22 protein-coding genes are annotated in these 19466 nt (G+C 68.2%); 14 read left to right on the top strand and 8 right to left on the bottom strand.

All coding sequences use genetic code 11. The annotated features are described in order from the left end of the window. Nucleotides 1–9: 9 nt before the first annotated feature. On the bottom strand, nt 10–666 hold the full coding sequence (locus QZV84_RS10345; RefSeq protein ID WP_292829150.1) for an alpha/beta hydrolase: 657 nt from the start codon (nt 664–666) through the stop codon (nt 10–12). Between the two features lie 163 nt (nt 667–829). On the opposite strand from QZV84_RS10345, the gene QZV84_RS10340 reads away from it, so the two are divergent. The 9 genes from QZV84_RS10340 (at nt 830) to QZV84_RS10300 (ending at nt 10535) form a co-directional block, all read left to right on the top strand. Next, complete coding sequence (locus tag QZV84_RS10340; protein ID WP_292829148.1) at nt 830–1531, top strand: GntR family transcriptional regulator; 702 nt, start codon at nt 830–832, stop codon at nt 1529–1531. Nucleotides 1532–1536: 5 nt separating this feature from the next. Continuing rightward, nucleotides 1537–3084 carry an ATP-binding cassette domain-containing protein gene (locus QZV84_RS10335; protein ID WP_292829146.1) on the top strand — a complete coding sequence of 516 codons (1548 nt, stop codon included), beginning with the start codon at nt 1537–1539 and terminating at the stop codon, nt 3082–3084. Then, nucleotides 3081–4148, top strand: a complete 1068-nt coding sequence (locus tag QZV84_RS10330; RefSeq protein WP_292829144.1) for an ABC transporter permease — start codon at nt 3081–3083, stop codon at nt 4146–4148. The genes QZV84_RS10335 and QZV84_RS10330 overlap by 4 nt, the downstream gene beginning before the upstream one ends. Further along, nucleotides 4145–5065, top strand: a complete 921-nt coding sequence (locus tag QZV84_RS10325) for an ABC transporter permease (protein ID WP_292829142.1) — start codon at nt 4145–4147, stop codon at nt 5063–5065. Before QZV84_RS10330 ends, QZV84_RS10325 begins: the two co-directional genes overlap by 4 nt. Before the next feature lie 115 nt (nt 5066–5180). Continuing rightward, nucleotides 5181–6347 (top strand): BMP family ABC transporter substrate-binding protein, encoded by a 1167-nt coding sequence (locus tag QZV84_RS10320; RefSeq protein WP_292829140.1) that lies wholly within the window; start codon nt 5181–5183, stop codon nt 6345–6347. Nucleotides 6348–6350: 3 nt separating this feature from the next. Beyond that, nucleotides 6351–6962: an isochorismatase family protein gene (locus QZV84_RS10315; RefSeq protein ID WP_292829138.1), complete on the top strand. Its 612-nt coding sequence runs from the start codon at nt 6351–6353 to the stop codon at nt 6960–6962. Then, nucleotides 6959–7687: an isochorismatase family cysteine hydrolase gene (locus tag QZV84_RS10310; protein WP_292829136.1), complete on the top strand. Its 729-nt coding sequence runs from the start codon at nt 6959–6961 to the stop codon at nt 7685–7687. The genes QZV84_RS10315 and QZV84_RS10310 overlap by 4 nt, the downstream gene beginning before the upstream one ends. Beyond that, nucleotides 7684–9492, top strand: coding sequence for an allophanate hydrolase (atzF, locus tag QZV84_RS10305; RefSeq protein ID WP_292829134.1), 1809 nt, complete (start codon nt 7684–7686; stop codon nt 9490–9492). The genes QZV84_RS10310 and atzF overlap by 4 nt, the downstream gene beginning before the upstream one ends. 92 nt (nt 9493–9584) lie before the next feature. Further along, on the top strand, nt 9585–10535 hold the full coding sequence (locus QZV84_RS10300) for a DMT family transporter (RefSeq protein ID WP_292829132.1): 951 nt from the start codon (nt 9585–9587) through the stop codon (nt 10533–10535). A 24-nt stretch (nt 10536–10559) separates the two neighbouring features. On the opposite strand, the gene QZV84_RS10295 is transcribed toward QZV84_RS10300, so the two are convergent. Next, entirely contained in the window at nt 10560–11147 is a 588-nt protein-coding gene (locus QZV84_RS10295) for a nitroreductase family protein (protein WP_292829130.1), read from the bottom strand. Then, nucleotides 11144–11551, bottom strand: coding sequence for a peptide-methionine (R)-S-oxide reductase MsrB (gene msrB / locus QZV84_RS10290; RefSeq protein WP_292829128.1), 408 nt, complete (start codon nt 11549–11551; stop codon nt 11144–11146). Before msrB ends, QZV84_RS10295 begins: the two co-directional genes overlap by 4 nt. 89 nt (nt 11552–11640) lie before the next feature. Between msrB and QZV84_RS10285 the strand changes: the two genes are divergently transcribed. The 5 genes from QZV84_RS10285 (at nt 11641) to groL (ending at nt 15695) form a co-directional block, all read left to right on the top strand. After that, nucleotides 11641–12654 (top strand): DUF2332 domain-containing protein, encoded by a 1014-nt coding sequence (locus QZV84_RS10285; protein WP_292829126.1) that lies wholly within the window; start codon nt 11641–11643, stop codon nt 12652–12654. A gap of 9 nt (nt 12655–12663) precedes the next feature. Next, a complete protein-coding gene (locus QZV84_RS10280; protein ID WP_292829124.1) occupies nt 12664–12915 on the top strand; it encodes a DUF3263 domain-containing protein in 252 nt (83 codons plus the stop codon). Nucleotides 12916–12965: 50 nt separating this feature from the next. Next, entirely contained in the window at nt 12966–13541 is a 576-nt protein-coding gene (locus tag QZV84_RS10275; protein ID WP_292829122.1) for a LytR C-terminal domain-containing protein, read from the top strand. Nucleotides 13542–13673: 132 nt separating this feature from the next. Continuing rightward, nucleotides 13674–13877: a cold-shock protein gene (locus QZV84_RS10270; protein WP_292829120.1), complete on the top strand. Its 204-nt coding sequence runs from the start codon at nt 13674–13676 to the stop codon at nt 13875–13877. A 189-nt stretch (nt 13878–14066) separates the two neighbouring features. Beyond that, nucleotides 14067–15695: a chaperonin GroEL gene (gene groL, locus QZV84_RS10265; protein ID WP_292829118.1), complete on the top strand. Its 1629-nt coding sequence runs from the start codon at nt 14067–14069 to the stop codon at nt 15693–15695. Between the two features lie 65 nt (nt 15696–15760). On the opposite strand, the gene QZV84_RS10260 is transcribed toward groL, so the two are convergent. The 5 genes from QZV84_RS10260 to QZV84_RS10240 all read right to left on the bottom strand — a co-directional run bounded on the left by QZV84_RS10260 (nt 15761) and on the right by QZV84_RS10240 (nt 19386). After that, complete coding sequence (locus QZV84_RS10260) at nt 15761–16165, bottom strand: PIN domain-containing protein (protein WP_292829116.1); 405 nt, start codon at nt 16163–16165, stop codon at nt 15761–15763. Further along, the gene (locus QZV84_RS10255) at nt 16150–16413 is read right to left on the bottom strand and encodes a type II toxin-antitoxin system prevent-host-death family antitoxin (RefSeq protein WP_292829114.1); all 264 of its coding nucleotides are present in this window, start codon (nt 16411–16413) and stop codon (nt 16150–16152) included. The genes QZV84_RS10260 and QZV84_RS10255 overlap by 16 nt, the downstream gene beginning before the upstream one ends. A gap of 51 nt (nt 16414–16464) precedes the next feature. Further along, nucleotides 16465–16752 carry a WXG100 family type VII secretion target gene (locus tag QZV84_RS10250; RefSeq protein ID WP_292829112.1) on the bottom strand — a complete coding sequence of 96 codons (288 nt, stop codon included), beginning with the start codon at nt 16750–16752 and terminating at the stop codon, nt 16465–16467. 123 nt (nt 16753–16875) lie between these two features. Beyond that, nucleotides 16876–18528 carry a HAMP domain-containing sensor histidine kinase gene (locus QZV84_RS10245; RefSeq protein ID WP_292829152.1) on the bottom strand — a complete coding sequence of 551 codons (1653 nt, stop codon included), beginning with the start codon at nt 18526–18528 and terminating at the stop codon, nt 16876–16878. A 165-nt stretch (nt 18529–18693) separates the two neighbouring features. Beyond that, complete coding sequence (locus tag QZV84_RS10240) at nt 18694–19386, bottom strand: response regulator transcription factor (protein WP_091708831.1); 693 nt, start codon at nt 19384–19386, stop codon at nt 18694–18696. Nucleotides 19387–19466: the final 80 nt, after the last annotated feature.

Raw genomic sequence — 19466 nt, 5'->3', positions numbered from 1 at the left:
GTTACGGGTTCAAGTCCCGTAGTCGGCTCCATTCCGCTCCAGGTGCGCAGCGACCGTCTCGGCGAACGCGGTCGGGGCGTCCCATGCTGCGAAGTGCGACGCACCCTCGATCGTGGCGACCTGGTAACCGAGTCTGGTGTGCAGGGCATCAGCGGCTTCGTGGCGGATCGGCGGCGACATCGCTCCTACGGTGACCAGAACGCGTCCCTGTCCTGCGGGCACCGGGGCGGGCTCGAAGGAGCGGAACATCGCGAGTTCGCGGGGGATCGCTGACAGATCGCCGCCCGCCATATCCGATGACCACGTGGGACCGTAGAGTGTCGAGCCGAGTCCATCGACCCCCCGCTCGGCGAACGCGGCGGCGGCCGGGGCGAGAAGCGCGGGAAGCAGGCTGCCCACCGCTGGCTCGTGGGCGATCCCACCGGCGATCGGATGGCCTGAGCAGGCGAGCGCGAGGACGAGCGTGGCTCCGCCGCTCTGGCCGACCACAAGCGCCCCCTTCGCGAGCGGGGCGATCGCCTCGACTTCGTCGGTGAGCGATCCGGTGCACGGCCGCTGGATGGCGACGACATCCCTCATTCCGAGCACGCCGAGCGATGCGATGACCCTGTCCCAGATCGCCGCGGTGGTTGCCACTCCGTGCAGCAGGACGATCCGTTGACCCATGGACACACGCTAGCGGCCTCCTGCGGATGGCCGATCGTCATGCGGACCGTACCTCAGTGAGATTGCGAAACACACTCGTTACCTGGCGCGACCGCGGAAGAAACAGTGATGGGCCATCCTCGCCTCTATGGATACGACTTCGGATCCGACATCGGATACAGGAATGAAGGGCCGCAAGCGCGCCGCGCGCTCGCGTCGGGAGGCGGCATACCTCGAGATCCGCCGGATGGCACTCGAAGGCGAGTTCCCGTTCTGGCAGCGGCTCCCGGAGGAGGGCATTTCGGAGCAGCTGGGCGTGTCGCGAACGCCGGTCCGGGAGGCGTTCGCGCGCCTCGACTCGGACGGCATCCTGAGCCGCTACGACGACGGCGGCTACTATGTCGCCGAGCCGAACCTCATCGATCTTCGCGACCTGTACGAGTTGCGTCTGACTCTCGAGCTGCGTGGCATACTCCGTGCGTCCGAAGACGAAGTGGAGCACGATGCCGAGCTCCTGCAGGCGCTGCGGGAGGAGTGGCTCCTGATCCAGGCGAGCCCGCCGCCTGCGGACGGCAGTTTCATCGAGCTCGATGAGTCCTTCCACGTCGGGCTCTCGCGCGCCTCGGGCAATCTGGTCATCACCGAGACGCTGGAGAGCGTCAACATCCGCATCCGCCCCGTCCGGATGCACGACTTCCTCGATGCCGAGCGCATCGAGATCAGCATCGCCGAGCACCTCGAGATCCTCGACGCGGTGATCGCGCACGAGATCGATCTGGCGGCGGACCTGCTGCGCCGACACATCGGGATCTCTCTCGATGTCGTCGAAGAGCGCGCCGCCCGCGCGATGACCAAGATGATGCGGCTCAGAAGCAGGCGGAGGTAGGACAGATGACGAACGTCGTGGGTGCTCCAAACGAACCGGAAAGCTCCACCGCGCTCGTCCCGATACTTCGTGTCGAGCGCTTCACGAAGCACTTCGCCGAGGTGAAGGCCAACACCGACGTGAGCCTCGACGTGCTCCCCGGGGAGGTGCATGCGCTCGTCGGCGAGAACGGCGCCGGCAAGAGCACCCTCTTGAAGATGATCTACGGCGTCTACACGCCCGACTCGGGTCGCATGCTCATCGACGACACCGAAGTGAGCCTCGGCTCGCCGGCCGAGGCGCGCAATCTCGGCATCGGGATGGTCTTCCAAGACCTGCGGCTCGTCCCCGCCCTCTCGGTGACGGAGAACATGGCGCTCTCCCTCGACGTGGGAGCGATCCTCCGTCCGCGGGCTCTCGCGAAGCGGATCGCGGCGGCCAGCGAAGAGTACGGGCTCGCGGTCGAGCCGCGCGCACTCGTGCAGCACCTCTCCATCGGCGAGCGGCAGCGGGCCGAGATCCTGAAGGTCCTCATGACCGGTGCCCGGCTGGTGATCCTCGATGAGCCGACCAGCGTCCTCGCGCCCCAGGAGGTGCAGGCCCTGTTCGGTGTCGTCGACCGGCTCCGATCGCAGGGATTCGGCATCCTGATCGTCACCCACAAGTTGAACGAGGTGCGCGCCATCGCCGATCGCGTCACCGTGCTGCGCGGCGGAGTCCCGATCCTCGAAGGCGTCGTGCCGGGCGAGTACACGGACGAGCAGCTCATCACGGCCATGGTCGGTCACGCCGTTCCGGCGCTGCCCGTCGAACGGTCGGCGGTCGATTCGGATGCCGAGCACGCGCTGTCGCTCGAAGGGGTGAGCTCACGGGGTGACAAGGGTCACGAGGCTCTCAAGTCGATCTCGCTCACGGTGCGACGTGGTGAGCTCGTCGGGGTCGCGGGCGTTGCGGGAAGCGGTCAGCGCGAACTGTGCGAGGTCGCGACCGGGTTGCGTGACGTGACGAGCGGAACCGTGAAGATCGCCGGTCTTGCCGCCGCTACTCCGCGGAAGGCGATCGATGCCGGTGCCGTCAGTGTCCCCGAGGATCCCGTGGCCGACTCGGTCGTGACGCAGCTGACGGTGCTCGAGCACATGCCGCTGGACGGTCGCCCGCTGCCGCGCAAGAGGTGGGGGATCGACTGGGCGCGCATCACCTCCAAGACCGCCGAGAGCAACGAACGTCTGGGGCTGCGCATCGCGCCGATCGGGCGCAAGCTCTTCGAGCTGTCCGGTGGCAACATCCAGCGCGTCATCCTCACGCGGGAGCTGAGTGCCGACTCGACGCTGGTGGTCGCCGCCTATCCGAGCCGCGGCCTCGACATCTCCAACGTACGGCGAACGCAGCAGGTTCTACTGGATCGCCGGGCCGGCGGCGCCGGCGTTCTCATGATCTCGGAAGACCTCGACGAACTCATGGCAATGGCGGATCGCATCGTCGTGCTCCACGACGGACACCTCTCCGGCGAGGTGCTGCCCGCCGACTACGACCGGCAGCACATCGGTCGACTGATGCTGGGAGGCGTGGCATGACCCTCACCGACGCACCGCCGACCGCGCAGCCGGAATGGCTCTCGACCGGCAAGAAGGCCGCCCCCGCTGTCGTGCGCTGGACGGTGGCGATCCTCGGTGCGCTCGCCGCTTTCAGCGTGATCATCGTGTTCAAGGGGGCCAGCCCGCTCGAGGTGTTCGGCGACATGTGGGTCTCGACGTTCGTGCGGCCTCGGTCGCTGGTCGAGATCCTCAACACCATGGCGCCGATCGCCCTCGCAGCGCTGGCAGTGGTCGTTCCGGCCCGTGCGGGAATGTCGAACGTCGGTGGTGAAGGGCAGCTCATCGTCGGGGCGATCGCCGCCGCAGGTGTCGCGCTCGCCACCGACCAGTTCCTGCCCGGTGAAGCGGTCATGGTCCTGATGGTGCTGGCAGGAATCTTGGGCGGCGCGGCATGGGCGGCGATCGCGGGGATGCTGCGCCTCGTCTTCCAGGTGAATGAGGCCGTCAGCACCCTTCTGCTCAACTTCGTCGCCCTGGATCTGCTGCTGTTCCTGATCTACCAGCCCTGGCGCGAGGATCCCTCAGGCCAGCCCACGTCCCGCGAACTCGCAGACACCGCCAAGCTGCCGGAGATCTCCGGCCTCGGAATCGGAATCGGAATCGTCATAGCCGTCGTCGCCGCGATCGCCGTGTTCTTCGTCTTGAAGTACACCCGCTGGGGCTTCAAGCTGTCGGTCGTCGGCGGCAACGCCGAAGCCGCCCGTCGCGCCGGGCTGAACGTCCCGGTGCTGATTCTGTCCGCGCTTCTGGTGGGCGGGGCCCTTGCGGGCATCGCCGGCATGATCCAGTTCGCCGGAATCGAGTACAAGCTGCGTTCGGGCTTCGGGCTCCAGATCGGCTACATCGGATTCCTGGCGAGCTGGCTCGCCCGTCACCGCCCGTTGCCGGTCCTCCTGGCCTCGTTCGTCTTCGCCGCGCTCGCGGTCGCGGGCGACAGTCTGCAGCTGGATGCCCAGCTGCCCGCCGCCACCGTCGGCATCCTCACGGCGTTCATCCTGATCGCCGTCCTCGGCTTCACCCAGAAGAAGGGAGCGGCACTGTGAACCTCATCATCGACGTCCTGACCGGCGGTGTCCGCGGAGGCACGTCCATCCTCTACGCCGCGCTCGGCGAGACGATCTCGGAGCGCGCCGGCGTCATCAACCTCGGCACCGAGGGGTCCATGCTGCTCGGCGCGCTCGCCGCATACATGGTCGCCGCCGACACGGGCAACCCCTGGCTGGGGGCACTGGTGGGCGGCCTGATCGGCGCCGTTCTGTCTCTCTTGCATGCCCTTCTGGTGGTCTGGCGCGGAGCGAACCAGTTCGCCAGCGGCCTCACGATGCTGTTCCTCGCACTCGGACTCACCTCCCTGTTCGGCGCCGCGTACGTCGGGCGCACCATCACACCGTTCGAAGTCTGGGCGATCCCGGTGCTCAGCGATATTCCCTTCATCGGCCCGATCTTCTTCGAGCAGAACGCGCTCGTCTACCTCAGCTACCTCGCCGTCCCGACGGTGTGGTTCATCCTCTTCCGCACGAAGTGGGGTCTTCTGATTCGCACCGCGGGCGAGCGTTCGGACGCATTGACGGTCAACGGGTACCACGTGAAGCGCATCCGGATCGCCGCGGTGACCGCCGGCGGATTCCTCGCCGGGGTCGGCGGAGCGCAGCTCTCGATCGCTTATACGAACTCCTGGTTCGAGAACATGGTCGCCGGCCGAGGGTTCATCGCGGTCGCGCTCGTGATCTTCGCCTCGTGGTCACCGATCAAGGTGATGGGCGGCGCGTATCTCTTCGGAGCGGCCCTCGCACTGGGACCGGCGCTGCAGGCGCGCGGAGTGGGGATCAACCAGTTCGCGCTGCACGTCATCCCGTTCGTGCTCACCCTTGTCGTTCTCGCCGTACTCGGCAGGCGCACCATCTCTGCTGCGCCCGCCGAGCTCAAACGGGTGTTCGAGAACGGCCCACCGACGACCTAGCGCTCAGGCCAGGCCGTCGAAAGCACCACACTCCTCATCCCTTCATCACTCCCGCTCAGTTGCAGCTGGGCGGGGGACCGCGCCGGGACCAGCCCGGCAACCCGAAAGGAACACCATGCGACACATTACCCCGCGGCTTCTGGCCGCGGCCGGACTCACCGCGGCAGTCCTGGCCATCGCCGCCTGTTCGCCGGCAGGCACCGGCGGTGCCGGCTCAGGATCCGACGCGGCGGCCGACGCACCCGGCGTCGGCGGCACCGCGATCGGCTTCATCATGGTCGGCCCCAAGGACGACTACGGGTACAACCAGGCGGTGTACGAGGCATCCCAGGTTCTGGCGGACGAATATCCCGACCTCGAGATCCTGACCGCCGAGAACGTGCCCGAGGACGACACGGCAGCCACGACGATGGAGCAGATGATCGACCGCGGGGCCAAGATCATCTTCGCCACCTCCTACGGCCATCTGGATGCGGCGCAGCAGGTGGCCGAGGATCACCCCGATGTCGTCGTCGTCCAGCAGGGCAACACGATGGCCGAAGAGGACATCCTGCCCAATGACGGCACCTACTTCGGCACCGTGTACGAACCGATGTACCTCGCCGGCATCGCAGCGGGCGCGGCAACCGAGTCGGGCAAGCTCGGCTATGTCTACGCATTCCCGATCCCGCAGACGATCGCGAACATCAACGCCTTCCAGCGCGGCGCCGAAAGCGTGCACCCCGGTGTGGAGACGATCACGGTCGCCACCTCGAGCTGGTGCGACCCGGCGGCCCAGCGCGACGCGGCGAGCAGCCTGCTGAGCCAGGGCGTGGACGTGCTCACCCAGCATCAGGACTGCACCAAGACCGTCATCGACGCCGCTGAAGCGGCCGGTGCGTACACCGTCGGCTACCATGCCGATGCGTCCGAACTGGCCCCGGAGGGCTGGCTGACCGGCGCGGTGTGGGAGTGGGCGCCGCTGTACACCTCGATCGTCGACACGATCCTGGCCGGCGACTTCACCGGCAGCGAGTTCAACGCGAACTACCGCGTCGGCTACAAGACCGGCACGAACCCGTTCGTCCTCGCTGAATTCGGCCCGTCCGTGACCGAGGACACGATCGCGTCGATCGACGAAGCCGAGGCCTGGCTGGCGACCGACGAGGGCTCGCCCTTCGCCGGTCCCGTGCTCGCGCAGGACGGTACCGAGGTGGTCGCAGCCGGTGTGGTTCCGGACTACGCCGAGATCGACGCGATGGACTACTTCGTCCAGGGTGTCGTCGGCAACCTGGCGCAGTGACCGATGGCGACCACGACCGACGACCGGATTCGCACCGGTCATGTTGCACAGACGACGCCGTATGCCTGGCCATGGAACGGGGTGCTCGATGCCACCGGAACTGCGGTTCTGGTGGTCGAAGCCCCGGGGGACTCGGGCGCGATCGATGACGGCGGGCTGCGCAATGCGGAGGTCGTGGTCGCCACCCTGCGGCGGGCGGGGTGCATCGCGATACGCGTCCTCACCCGCCGCGTACCTTCCACCCGTCCCTTCGGCGGCGCGGCTTCGGCCTTCTCCGCCGAAGGGACGGGTGAGATTCCCACCGATGCGACCGTCTCCTCGCAGGGCGTGGACGGCTTCTTCGGGAGTCCGCTCGAGAGCATCCTGCGCCGAGCCGGAATCGAGCGGCTCCTCCTGGTCGGCGCATGGCTCGAGACGAGCGTGCATTCCACCATGCGCACCGCGAACGACATGGGCTTCGAGTGCCTCCTCGTCGTCGACGCGTGCGTTCCGGGCGAGACGGACCTCGTCGCGAACAGCGTTTCCATGATCGAGATGTCCGGCGGGATCTTCGGAGCCGTCGGCACTACCGCGCAGGTCGTCGAGGCCTACGCGCAAGAAGGAGAACGAGCATGAGTGCACCCACCACGGTCGAGACCGGCATCGTCTACGGCCCGGTCGCCGCCGAGCCGTACAGCTGGCCGTTCGACGGCGGATTCCGTCCCGAGCGCACGGCGCTCATCAACATCGACTGGCAGGTCGACTTCTGCGGCGTCGGCGGCTACGTCGACCGGATGGGCTACGACCTCAACCTCACCCGAGCAGGCCTCGGCCCCACTCAGAAAGTCCTGGCGGCTGCGCGAGAAGCCGGTCTGTATGTCGTGCACACGCGGGAGGGCCACCGCCCCGACCTGGCGGACTGCCCGCCGAACAAGCTCTGGCGCTCGAAGCAGATCGGCGCCGGCATCGGCGACGACGGGCCGTGCGGGCGCATCCTGACGCGCGGTGAGCCCGGATGGGAGATCGTCGACGAGGTTGCCCCGATCGAGGGAGAACTGGTCATCGACAAGCCGGGCAAGGGCTCCTTCTATGCCACCGACCTGGATCTGCTCCTGCGCAATCGGGGCATCACCCACATCATCTTGACCGGAATCACGACCGACGTGTGCGTGCACACCACGATGCGCGACGCGAACGATCGCGGCTACGAATGCCTGCTCCTGACCGACTGCACCGGCGCCACCGACGTCGGCAACTACGAAGCGGCGCTGAAGATGATCACCATGCAGGGTGGAGTCTTCGGGGCGATCGCACCATCGAGCGCCCTTCTCGATTCGCTCGCCGAGGGAAGCATCGCATGACGGCGGCCCCGATCCCGGGGTCGCCTCTCGCCACAGCCGGCGTCTTCGAGGTCGGTGCCCTCGGCGATGCGTATCGGTCGGGCGCCCTCACTCCCGCGGATGTGATCCGCGAGGTGGGGCGCCGCATCCGATCCCGCGGGGATGACGGCGTCTGGATCGCGCTGGATCTGGAGGGGGCGCTGGCAGCGGCGACCGAGCTGGGGACCGAACCGGATCCTGCCCAGGCGCTGTGGGGCATCCCATTCGCGGTGAAGGACAACATCGACGTCGTGGCCTGGGAGACCACCGCGGCCTGCCCGGGCTTCGCGTACACCCCCGTCGAGACCGCGACCGCCGTGCGCAAGCTCGAAGAGGCGGGCGCCATCCTCGTCGGCAAGACGAACCTCGACCAATTCGCGACCGGGCTGAACGGAACGCGGTCTCCGTATGGCATACCGCGATCCGTCTCCGACCCGAGCATGATCTCTGGCGGATCGAGCTCCGGCAGCGCGGTCGCCGTCGCCGCTGGCCTGGTGGCGTTCGCGCTCGGCACCGACACGGCCGGCTCGGGCCGGGTCCCGGCGGCACTCAACGGTATCGTCGGCCACAAGCCGAGCCGGGGGCTGGTGAGCACCGCCGGTGTGGTGCCCGCGTGCCGGAGCCTGGACTGCGTGAGCGTCTTCGCCCACTCCGTGCGGGAAGCCACAGCGATCGTCGACATCATGGCCGGCGTGGATCCGGCGGACCCGTGGACGCGTGCGCTCCGTGCACCGGTCGGCGACGAGTTCGTCGCGCGTGGCCTGCGCCTGGCGGTGCCCATTGCGCCCGAACTGAGCGAGGAGCACGGTTACGACCAGGCGTGGATCGCCGCACTCGTACAGCTGACGGAGGCCGGAGTGGAACTGGTCGAGGTCGATCTCGCCGGATTCACCGAAGCCGGCCGGCTGCTCTACGAAGGGCCGTGGCTCGCTGAACGGCTCGCCGGTACGGCGGAGTTTCTCGGTGAGCGACCCGACCACGTTCACCCCGTGGTCCGTGCGCTGCTTCAACGCGGGAGCACGGTGTCGGGCGTCGACGTCTTCGACGGAATCGATCGCCTCCGCACCCTGGAGCGCGATGCCGCAGACGTGCTGGGACCAGTCGATGCGCTGCTCGCGCCGACCACTCCGACGACCTTCAGTGTCGAAGAGATGCTCGCGGATCCGATCGACCGCAATGCCCGCCTGGGGCAGTACACGACATTCGGCAATCTGCTGGACCTCGCGGCGATCTCGATCCCCACCGCGACGGGCCGTCCTGACCGTCCGTTCGGCGTATCGGTGATCGTGGCTGCGGGCGCCGATGCGCAGATGCACGGTGTGGCCGCTGCACTCGAGCGCGTTCTCAGGCCCGGCTCCACGCACCGGCTCGAGGAGGCTCGGGCGCCCGCACCCCCCGCCGAACGGACGCTGCCGATCGCGGTCGTCGGTGCGCACCTCAGTGGAATGCCGCTGCATGGAGAACTGACCGCCCTGGACGCTCGCCTGCGGACCGCTACTGCGACGGCACCCGAGTACCGCCTCTACGCGCTGAACACCGTTCCCGCCAAGCCGGGCTTGGTCCGTGTCGCAACGGGCGGCTCCGCGATCCAGGTGGAGGTCTACGACCTGCCGATCAAGAATGTCGGAGTGTTCCTGGCCGGGATCGCCTCGCCGCTGGGACTGGGAACCGTGCGCCTGGAGAGCGGCGAGGAGGTCCACGGATTCCTCTGCGAGCCCATCGCGACCGAGGGCGCACCGGATGTCAGTGCGTATGGCGGCTGGCGCACATATCTTGCCTCGCGGTGAGAGACCGTCGGCTCCATCAGCCGCCTGGCTCGAAGGTCAATGTCACCGGCGTCGCGCCGCTGCCGTCGCGGATCGCCCGGCAAGATGGGGGAGTGACAACCGCCCGCGTGCCCGCATGGATCGCGATCGGCGGGGCGGTGCTGGTGGGTGTGCTGACGGCTGTTCAGGCGAGGATCAACGGGCAGCTCGGGCTTCGCATCGACGATGGACTGGTCGCGGCGGCGATCTCGTTCGGGTCCGGTCTGGCCGTGCTGATCGTTCTCTCCCTGGCCCTGCCCGCCGGCCGCCGGGGTTTCGCGACTCTGGTCACGGGAGTCCGCTCGCGGGGTATTCCGTGGTGGATGCTGGCGGGCGGCGCAGCGGGAGCGCTGACGGTCGCCACCCAGGGCGTCGCCGTCGGCATCATCGGAGTGTCGCTGTTCACCGTCGGAGTGGTCGCCGGCCAGGCGGTCTCCGGCCTGATTCTGGACCGGATCGGCTATGGTCCGGCCGGGGTCGTGGCCGTGACACTCCCGCGGCTCGCCGGCGGAGCCTTGGCGCTCGTTGCGGTCAGCATCTCACTGACCGGCTCCGGCCTCGACGGCATTCCCGCCTGGATGCTGATGCTGCCGGTCGCGAGCGGCATCGGAATCGGCTGGCAGCAGGCGACGAACGGCCGGCTGAACCAGCGCGTGAAGGCTCCGCTGACCGCGACGCTGGTCAACTTCAGCGGTGGCACGCTGATCCTCGTGTTCGCCGCAGCCGTGCACGTGGCGATCGTCGGTGCACCGCGGGACCTGCCCGCAGAGCTCTGGCTCTATGCCGGAGGCCCCGTGAGCGTCATCTACATCTTCCTGTCTGCGGCGCTCGTCGCTCAGACCGGAGTGCTTCTGCTCGGGCTCGGAGCGGTCGTCGGGCAGCTGCTCACGTCCGTTGCGATCGACGCGCTGTGGCCCGCGCCGGCGAGCCCCGGCCCCGTGCAAGAGCTTGCGATGGTGCTCGTCGCCCTGCTGTCGGTCGTGGTCGCGACCGTGCCGTGGGGGCGGCTGCGCCGCGCGGGCTGAGCCGCACCAGGCGCGCCCGAGCTGCTACGCCTGGGCGTCGAGCTCCGACAGATCCCTTTCGTCGACACGCTTGGCCGAGGGGAGGCGCGAGAAGTGGCGTCGCGCATCGACGACCTTGCGGCGACCCGGGCGTGCCTTCGGTGGTTTGCCGCCGACATAGAGCCACCCCATCAGCTCTTCGTTCTTCGCGAGGCCGTGCAGCTTGGCGACGGCCTTGCTGCGCGTGTAGTGACCGGTGCGCCAGATGACGCCCCAGCCGGCTTCGTCCAGCAGCAGGCTCAGCACGTGCGCGACGCCCGAGGCGACCGCCTCCTGCTCCCAGCGGGGCACCTTGTCGCTCTTGCGGTAGGTCGCCACGACCGCCAGCAGCAGGGGAGCGCGCAGCGGTTTGGAGGAGGAGCCCCCCTGCCCTTCGGCCTTGTTGATCGCCCGACCCAGGCGTTCGCGGTCGGATCCGCGCAGCTCGATGACCCGCCAGGGCTCCATCGACGAGTGGTCGGCGACGCGCCCTGCTGCCGACACCAGGGTCAGCAGCTCGGCGCGCGTGGGGGCGGCATCCGTCACCTTCGACCAAGAGCGGCGGCTGCGCACCGCCTCGAGAGCGCTGGTCACGCGTCGGCTTCGGGGGTGAACGCGAGCGCGATCGAGTTCATGCAGTACCGGTCGCCCGTGGGGGTTCCCACGCCGTCCGGGAACACGTGGCCCAGGTGCGAACCGCACGCCGCGCAGCGCACCTCGGTGCGAAGCATCCCGTGCGTGCGGTCTTCGAGCAGCTCGACCGCCTCCGGACGCACCGACTCGTAGAAGCTCGGCCATCCGCAGTGCGAGTCGAACTTGGTGCCGCTCTGGAACAGCTCCGCGCCGCACGCCGCGCACGTGTAGAGGCCGGCGCGGCTCTCGTCGAGAAGCTCGCCCGTCCACGCAGGTTCGGTCGCCGCCTTACGCAGCACCTGGTACCGGTCGGGATCCAGCTCGGCGCGCCACTGCTCGTCGCTCTTCTCCACGCTGTAGGTCATCGGGGGTCCTCCTTCGCCAGAGTCCATTCAACCCCACCCGTCGCCGCCGGGATCCCTGCCGACTGCCCGTTCTCCGCGAGAATGGGACGATGGATGCCGCTGCCACCGTCGCCGCAGAGGTCGCCGCAGAGGTCGCCGAGCGCTTCGGCCGCTTCGCCCGCGAAGAGGCGCCCGGCCGATCGGAGCTCTACGCCGAGTGGGCGGCCGGAGTCGTCTCCGACGGCGAGGTGACCGCGATCCTCGGCCGAATTCCGGCGAGGCACCGGCAGCCGCCGCTGGTGTTCGCCGTCACGCGCCTTCTGGGCGCCCCGGAGCGGTCGTACCGGGACTGGGCCGAGTGGGTGCGCGAACACGCGGACGATGTGGTCACGGGGTGCACCGCACACAGCCTGCAGACCAACGAGCCGCTGCGGTGCGCCGCGCTGCTGCCCGCACTGAGCGCCATCGACGGTCCTGTCGCGCTGCTCGAGGTCGGCGCGAGCGCGGGCCTGTGCCTGTACCCCGACCGCTACTCGTACCGGTACCTCGGTGGTCCCGACCTCGACCCTCGCGACGGGCGATCGGCCGTCATCCTCGACTCGGCGCTGCGTGGCGGCGGCCCGTCGTTGCGGATGCCGGAGGTGGTCTGGCGGGCAGGCATCGACCTCGCCCCGCTCGACGCAGCGGATGCCGAGGACCGGCGCTTCCTGGTGAGTCTGGCGTGGCCGGGGGAAGCGGGCCGCGCGGCGCGGATTGAGGCCGCACTGGACATCGCGGCCGCCGACCCTCCTCTGCTGGTGCGCGGTGACGCGACGGAGCGCGCAGCGCTCCAGGCGCTGGCCGCGCTCGCTCCGTCGGGCGCGACACTGGTGATCACCACTCCCGGGGTTCTCCCGCACATCCCGCGGGAAGGCCGCGACCGGCTCGTTGCGAATATCGCCGACATCGATGCGGTCTGGGTGTCCATCGACCCTCCGGACCTTCGATTCGAGGGCGTTGCGCCGATCGATCCGGCCGCGTGGGGAGGGTTCGTGCTCCGCCGTGACGGCCGCGCCCTTGCGGCCGTCGACCCACTCGGAGCTTTCGTGGAGTGGCGCGACCCGGGAGCCCGCAACGCGCGCTAGCGTGACCTCGTGCCTCTGACCGACCGCGACCGCGCCATCCTCGATTTCGAGGCCGCATGGCGTCGGCACGCCGGCGCGAAGGAGGAGGCGATCCGCGCCGACATCGGAGTCTCGCCGGCTCGGTACTACCAGCTGCTCGGCCGGCTGATCGACACCACCGAGGCCCAGGAGTACGATCCCATGCTCGTCAAGCGGCTCCGGCGCATCCGCGATGCCCGACGGCAGGCGCGGATCGCCCGCGCCGCCGGCGCACCGCGCTGACGCGGACGGACGTAGGCAGGCATCAGCCGCGTACCGGGTACCATCGTGGGGTGCCGAGAACGACCTTCCCGCGGGATCGCTTCGACGACCTTCCCGCGGATGCGGGCCGGGTCGGCGCCCATCGTGCCGAGAACCCGCGCATGCGCGGGTGGGTCGTTCTGCTGTGGGCGATCCTTGCCACCGTTGTGCTCGTCGCCGCCGGCATCTTCGGCACGCTGCTGGTGACGGGCCGGGTCGTGCTGTTCCCGACTCCGACGCCGACCGCCACTCCGCTTCCGGTCGTGACGCCCGTCGTCGATCCGTCCTACGCCGTGCTCGCACTCAACGCCACGCCCGAGCAGGGGCTCGCGACGCAGATGAAGGATGTCGTCGTCGCCGCCGGGTGGGCCGAAGACACCGTCTCGGCCGGTGAGGCAGGATCCACCGACTTCCTGGAGACGACCGTCTACTACTACCTGCCCGCCGACGAAGCGGCCGCGGCGGGCCTCGCCGGGGTGATCGGCGGCGCGAAGATCGTGCAGAGCGACGCCTACCAGCCGGTGGACGACCCCGAGGCCAAGCAGCTCGTGATCGTGATCGGACTCGACCGCACGGCGAATCCGCCGAGCGCGACACCTTCGCCCTGACCCATCGGCGGTCGCGTGTTTCACGCCGGTAAACACTTCGATGCATGTGTGTCAACACTTGCCCTTCCCGTGATTGCGGGCGGATCCGCGTGCATACGATGGCCCTGTTCCCCCGCATTACAGGAGATTCAGATGACCCAGGGCACCGTCAAGTGGTTCAACGCCGAGAAGGGCTTCGGCTTCATCACCGTGGCTGATGGGCAGGATGTCTTCGTCCATTACTCCAACATCGACATGAGCGGCTTCCGCGTGCTCGAGGAGGGCCAGACCGTCGAGTTCACGGTCGGCGCCGGACAGAAGGGTCCGCAGGCCGAGTCCGTTCGCGTCGTGGCCTGATCCGCTTTCTCACCGGTTTCGTTCGATACCCCGTCGCGCGTCGCGACGGGGTATCGACGTTTCCTGACGCCGTGGATGCCGCATCCGTCGTTGCGGCTTGCACTCGGTAGGGTCGAGTGCCAGAATGGATTAGCACTCGACTCATCTGAGTGCTAAGACATCGCAACGTCCGGGAGGGACGAAAAACACATGGCTAAGATCATCGCTTTCGACGAGGAGGCCCGTCGTGGTCTCGAGCGCGGCCTCAACATCCTGGCCGACGCCGTCAAGGTGACACTGGGCCCCCGCGGTCGCAACGTCGTACTTGAGAAGAAGTGGGGCGCTCCCACCATCACGAACGATGGTGTGTCGATCGCCAAGGAGATCGAGCTCGAGGACCCCTTCGAGAAGATCGGCGCGGAGCTCGTCAAGGAGGTCGCCAAGAAGACCGACGACGTCGCAGGTGACGGAACCACCACCGCGACCGTGCTGGCTCAGGCGCTCGTCAAGGAAGGCCTGCGCAACGTCGCGGCCGGTGCCGACCCCATCTCGCTGAAGAAGGGCATCGAGAAGGCCGTCCAGGCCATCTCCGACGAGCTGCTGGCCTCGGCCAAGCCCGTCGAGTCCAAGGAGCAGATCGCCGCGACGGCATCCATCTCGGCGGCCGACACCACCATCGGCGACCTGATCGCCGAGGCGATCGACAAGGTCGGCAAGGAAGGCGTCGTCACCGTCGAGGAGTCGCAGACGTTCGGCACCGAGCTCGAGCTCACCGAGGGCATGCGCTTCGACAAGGGCTTCATCAACCCGTACTTCGTCACCGACCCGGAGCGCCAGGAGGCTGTCTTCGAAGACGCCTACATCCTGATCGCGAACCAGAAGATCTCGAACATCAAGGATCTTCTGCCGATCGTCGACAAGGTGATCCAGGACGGCAAGGAGCTCGTCATCATCGCCGAGGACGTCGAGGGCGAGGCGCTTGCGACTCTCGTGCTCAACAAGATCCGCGGCATCTTCAAGTCGGCGGCCGTCAAGGCTCCCGGCTTCGGCGACCGTCGCAAGGCGCAGCTGCAGGACATCGCGATCCTCACGGGTGGCCAGGTCATCACCGAGGAGGTCGGTCTCAAGCTCGAGAACGCCACCCTCGACCTGCTCGGCCGTGCCCGCAAGGTCATCATCACCAAGGATGAGACCACGATCATCGAGGGTGCCGGCGAGGCCGCTCAGATCGAGGGTCGCGTCACGCAGATCCGACGCGAGATCGAGAACACCGACAGCGACTACGACCGCGAGAAGCTCCAGGAGCGTCTGGCAAAGCTGGCCGGCGGCGTTGCCGTCATCAAGGCCGGGGCCGCGACCGAGGTCGAGCTCAAGGAGCGCAAGCACCGCATCGAGGACGCCGTTCGCAACGCGAAGGCGGCCGTCGAGGAGGGCATCGTCCCCGGTGGTGGTGTCGCGCTCATCCAGGCCGGCAAGGTCGCGTTCGAAACCGAGGCGCTCACGAGCCTGCTCGGCGATGAGGCGACCGGTGCGAACATCGTTCGCGTCGCGATCGAGGCTCCGCTCAAGCAGATCGCGCTCAACGCCGGTCTCGAGCCCGGCGTCGTCGCGAACAAGGTTGCGGAGCTGCCCGCGGGCCACGGCCTCAACGCCGCGACCGGCGTGTACGGTGACCTGTTCGCACAGGGCATCATCGACCCCGCCAAGGTCACGCGCTCGGCTCTGCAGAACGCCGCGTCGATCGCCGCGCTGTTCCTCACGACCGAGGCCGTCGTCGCCGACAAGCCCGAGAAGGTTGCCGCTCCGGCGGGCGACCCGACCGGCGGCATGGACTTCTGATCCACTGAGTCCGCACGACTGAACGCACGGAACGGCCCCTCCTTCGGGAGGGGCCGTTCCGTGTTTCAGGCGGGGATGACCTCGACCAGCCCCTCGAGACCGGCAAAGTCCCTGACATTGTGAGTGACCACGGCGGCATCGTTCGCGTGGGCGATCGCGGCGATCATGAGATCGATTGCGCGAGGACGCACATCGCGGCCGCGGGCGTGGATGAGCGCAGTGATGTGACCGTAGCTGGCTGCGGCGTCGTCGTCGAAGGGGAGCCCCGGACCAAGGATCTTCTGTGCTCGCTGCAGCGCGGCTCCGCGCACGGCGCGAGCGACCTCCTCCGGCGCTGCCGAGACGCCCCACGCCAGTTCCGCATAGGTGAGCGAGGTCACCGCCACATCGAAGTCACCGTCTATGAAGTCACCGAAGTCTCCGGCGATCACCACGTTGGTGTCGAGCACCGCCCTCACGATTTGCTCCACGGGTCGGTCATCGTCTCGGCGTCTCGCATCGCGTCGACTTCTGCGGCGAGCTCGCCATCGAAATGGAGCCTCCGCAGCGCCTCGGCGATGTCGCCGATCGGAGTCCACTGGCGCGGCACGTGCGGAATGACATCGGCAACCGGCACGCCACGATCGGTCACCGTCCAGTGCTGACCCGCACGCACGGCGCGGATCATCGCCGTCGGATTCTGCCGCAGTTGACCGACGCTGATCGTTCGCTCGTCCATGAACGCCAGTTTAGACACTGTTGTAGACAAAGATCTAGAAGACCGGTCGGGTCAGCGGAACAGGCTCGTCGTAGCATGCTCCGCATCCGCGTACTGCTGACCTGCGGCGGCGAGGGCGGCGTTGATGCCGGTGAGCGAGTCCTCGACCTGGCGCTGCGTGGCGCGCCATTGATCGACCACGGTGTGAAACGCCACGGCGGCGCTGCCCGTCCACGTCGCCTGCAGCTGGGTCAGCTGGGTCAGCATCGCCTGCGTCTCACCCTGCAGGCGATCGATGGTGCCGCGCACCGCGGCCGTGGTGGCGAAGACTTGGTCGCTGTCGACGGAGAAGACGGCCATGGGGAAACTCCTTGCTCGAGGGATGGGGGTCCCACGCTAGGCGCGTCTGCAACGGGTCTGCGCACCGACCCCCGCGCGCTGGGGGCGCGACGCGGTGCCGTCCGGGCTGGGGAGGAGCCGGCGTCACGCCGGCGGCGGCGTCAGCCGGTCGAGCGGCTGGGTCTCGATCAGCAGGTGCTCCGCGGCATCCCGCTCCTGCGCCAGCGGGAATGCGACGTGGAACGTCGCCCCGCCGCCGGGAGTCTCGACGACCGAGACCGATCCGTGCAGCGCCTCGACGATCGAGGCGACGATCGACAGCCCGAGGCCGGTGCCGCCGGTCTCGCGGGCGCGCGAGGTGTCGGCACGCCAGAAGCGCTGGAAGATCTTGTCGCGGATCTGCTCCGGGATGCCGTCCCCATGGTCGGCGACTTCTATCCAGCCCATCCCCGCGGCGGCGTCGACGCCGATGCGCAGTTCGATCGGCGAGTCCTCGGCGGTGAACCTGCGCGCGTTGCCGAGCAGGTTCGCCACCACCTGACGCACGCGGTTCTCATCCCCGAGCACGATCGGCGGTGCTGCTCCGCCCACTGCGGCCGGTGCGACAGGAGATACCGGAGGCATCTCGCCGGTGCCGGATGCCTGCACCGCCGAGACGGGGCGCGGCTTGCGGCGCAGCAGCGAGAGCGCGCCGCCGCCCGCTCGCGCGATGGCGGAGGTCGGGGGTCCGCCGCGGCGACGCGCGGCCGCGGCGGGTTCGGGGTCGGATTCGGCCTCGGATTCGGACGGCGGCTCGGGCTCCGGCGTGTGCTCGATCGTCGTGTCGATCACAGTCACCGGACGCAGCGGCGATGTCGCGCGCACATCGAGCGCGGCATCCCGCGCGATCGGCCGCAGGTCGACCGGACCGATGATCACATCGCGACGCTCGTCGAGGCGGGCAAGAGCGAGGAGATCCTCGACGAGGACTCCCATCCGCATCGCCTCCTTCTCGATGCGGTCCATCGCCTGGGCCACGTCCTCGTCACCCGAGATCGCCCCCATGCGGTACAGCTCGGCATAGCCGCGCACCGTCACGAGCGGGGTGCGAAGCTCATGGCTCGCGTCGCCGATGAACCGCCGCATCTGCCGCACCGACGCATCGCGCTGCGACAGGGCGGCATCGACGCGCCCGAGCATCGCGTTGATCGCCGACTTCAGCCGACCGACCTCGGTCGTCATCGGTTCGATGTCGGTGAGGCGTTGGCTGAAGTCGCCGGCGGAGATCGCCATGGCGGTGGACTCGACCTGACCGAGGCTCCGGAACGTGAGAGTCACCAGCCATCGGGTGAGGAATGCGCTGGCGATCAAGATGATCAGTGCGAGCAGGGTGTAGATGCCGATGTACTGCGCGACGACTTGATACGTCGAGGCGAGCGGCAGCGCCACCAGTTGCGCGTAGAGAGTACCCGCGCCCTGCAATTCCTGCACCGCGATCGCCGCGCGGAACTCGTACTCTGCGTCAGCCGAGTACAGCGAGAACGGCTGCAGCTGCCTGGACTGAGCGAGATCGAGGGGATACGTCTCGGGGAACGCGGGTTCGGGGCCACCGCGGCCACCAGCGGTTCCGACCAGTGCACCATCCGCCGATCCGTAGATGGCGACGAAGTACTCGACCGGCGGTGCATTGTCGACGGGCGTGGTCTGCAATTGACCGTCGGTCGCCGTGATCTCGAGCAGCGGCGCCGCGACATCGGTGCGTGCCAGGGCATCGAGCTGAGTTTCGACATTGGCGATGAGAGTCGTGCGCAGAAAAATCGCCGTGCCGAATCCGGCTGCGATGAGCCCTACCGCGAGCAGTGTGACGGTGACGCCTGTGACCTTCGCGCGCAGGCTGATGCCACGCCACCCTCGGGTGACCGCATCCGTCTTCCTCGCGTGCTTCTCGTCCAGAGCGGCGGCCCCCTTGGATCAGGGACCGCGTCAGGCGGTCTTGCCGGCCTTGAGCATGTAGCCGAAGCCGCGCTTGGTCTGGATGAGGGGCTCAGTGGAGTGCGGATCGATCTTGCGGCGCAGGTACGAGATGTAGCTCTCCACGATGCCCGCGTCGCCGTTGAAGTCGTATTCCCAGACGTGGTCGAGGATCTGGGCCTTCGACAGCACGCGGTTGGGGTTGAGCATCAGGTAGCGCAACAGCTTGAACTCAGTGGGGCTGAGGTCGATCGACGCGTCGCCGACCAGGACGTCGTGGGTGTCCTGGTCCATCGTGAGCTCACCCGCGCGGATGACCGACTCTTCATCGGCCTGCATCGTGCGGCGCAGGATCGCCTGGATGCGGGCCACGATCTCATCGAGGCTGAAAGGCTTGGTGACGTAGTCGTCGCCGCCGGCATTGAGGCCTGCGATCTTGTCCTCGGTCTCGTCTTTCGCCGTGAGGAAGAGGATCGGCGCGGTATAGCCGGCGCCGCGGAGCCGCTTCGTGACGCTGAACCCGTTCATGTCGGGAAGCATCACGTCGAGGATGATCAGGTCGGGCTCCTCCTCGAGGACGGCCGAGATCGTCTGGGCGCCGTTCGAGACTGCCCTGACCTGGAATCCGGCAAAGCGGAGGCTCGTGATGAGCAGGTCGCGGATGTTCGGTTCGTCGTCGACGACCAGGATGCGCGGTGCAGTCATTCCCTCATTATGGCCACCGAACCGATGTGCTGCCTGGATATCGCCCGGAGCGGCACCGATCAATCCATGCACGCGCGCAC

The sequence above is a fragment of the Microbacterium sp. genome (genome assembly GCF_011620715.1).
In the GTDB taxonomy this organism is placed as follows: Bacteria; Actinomycetota; Actinomycetes; order Actinomycetales; family Microbacteriaceae; genus Microbacterium.
The sequence above is the reverse complement of the archived record's forward strand: the minus strand, read 5'-3'. Positions and strand labels throughout refer to the sequence as shown.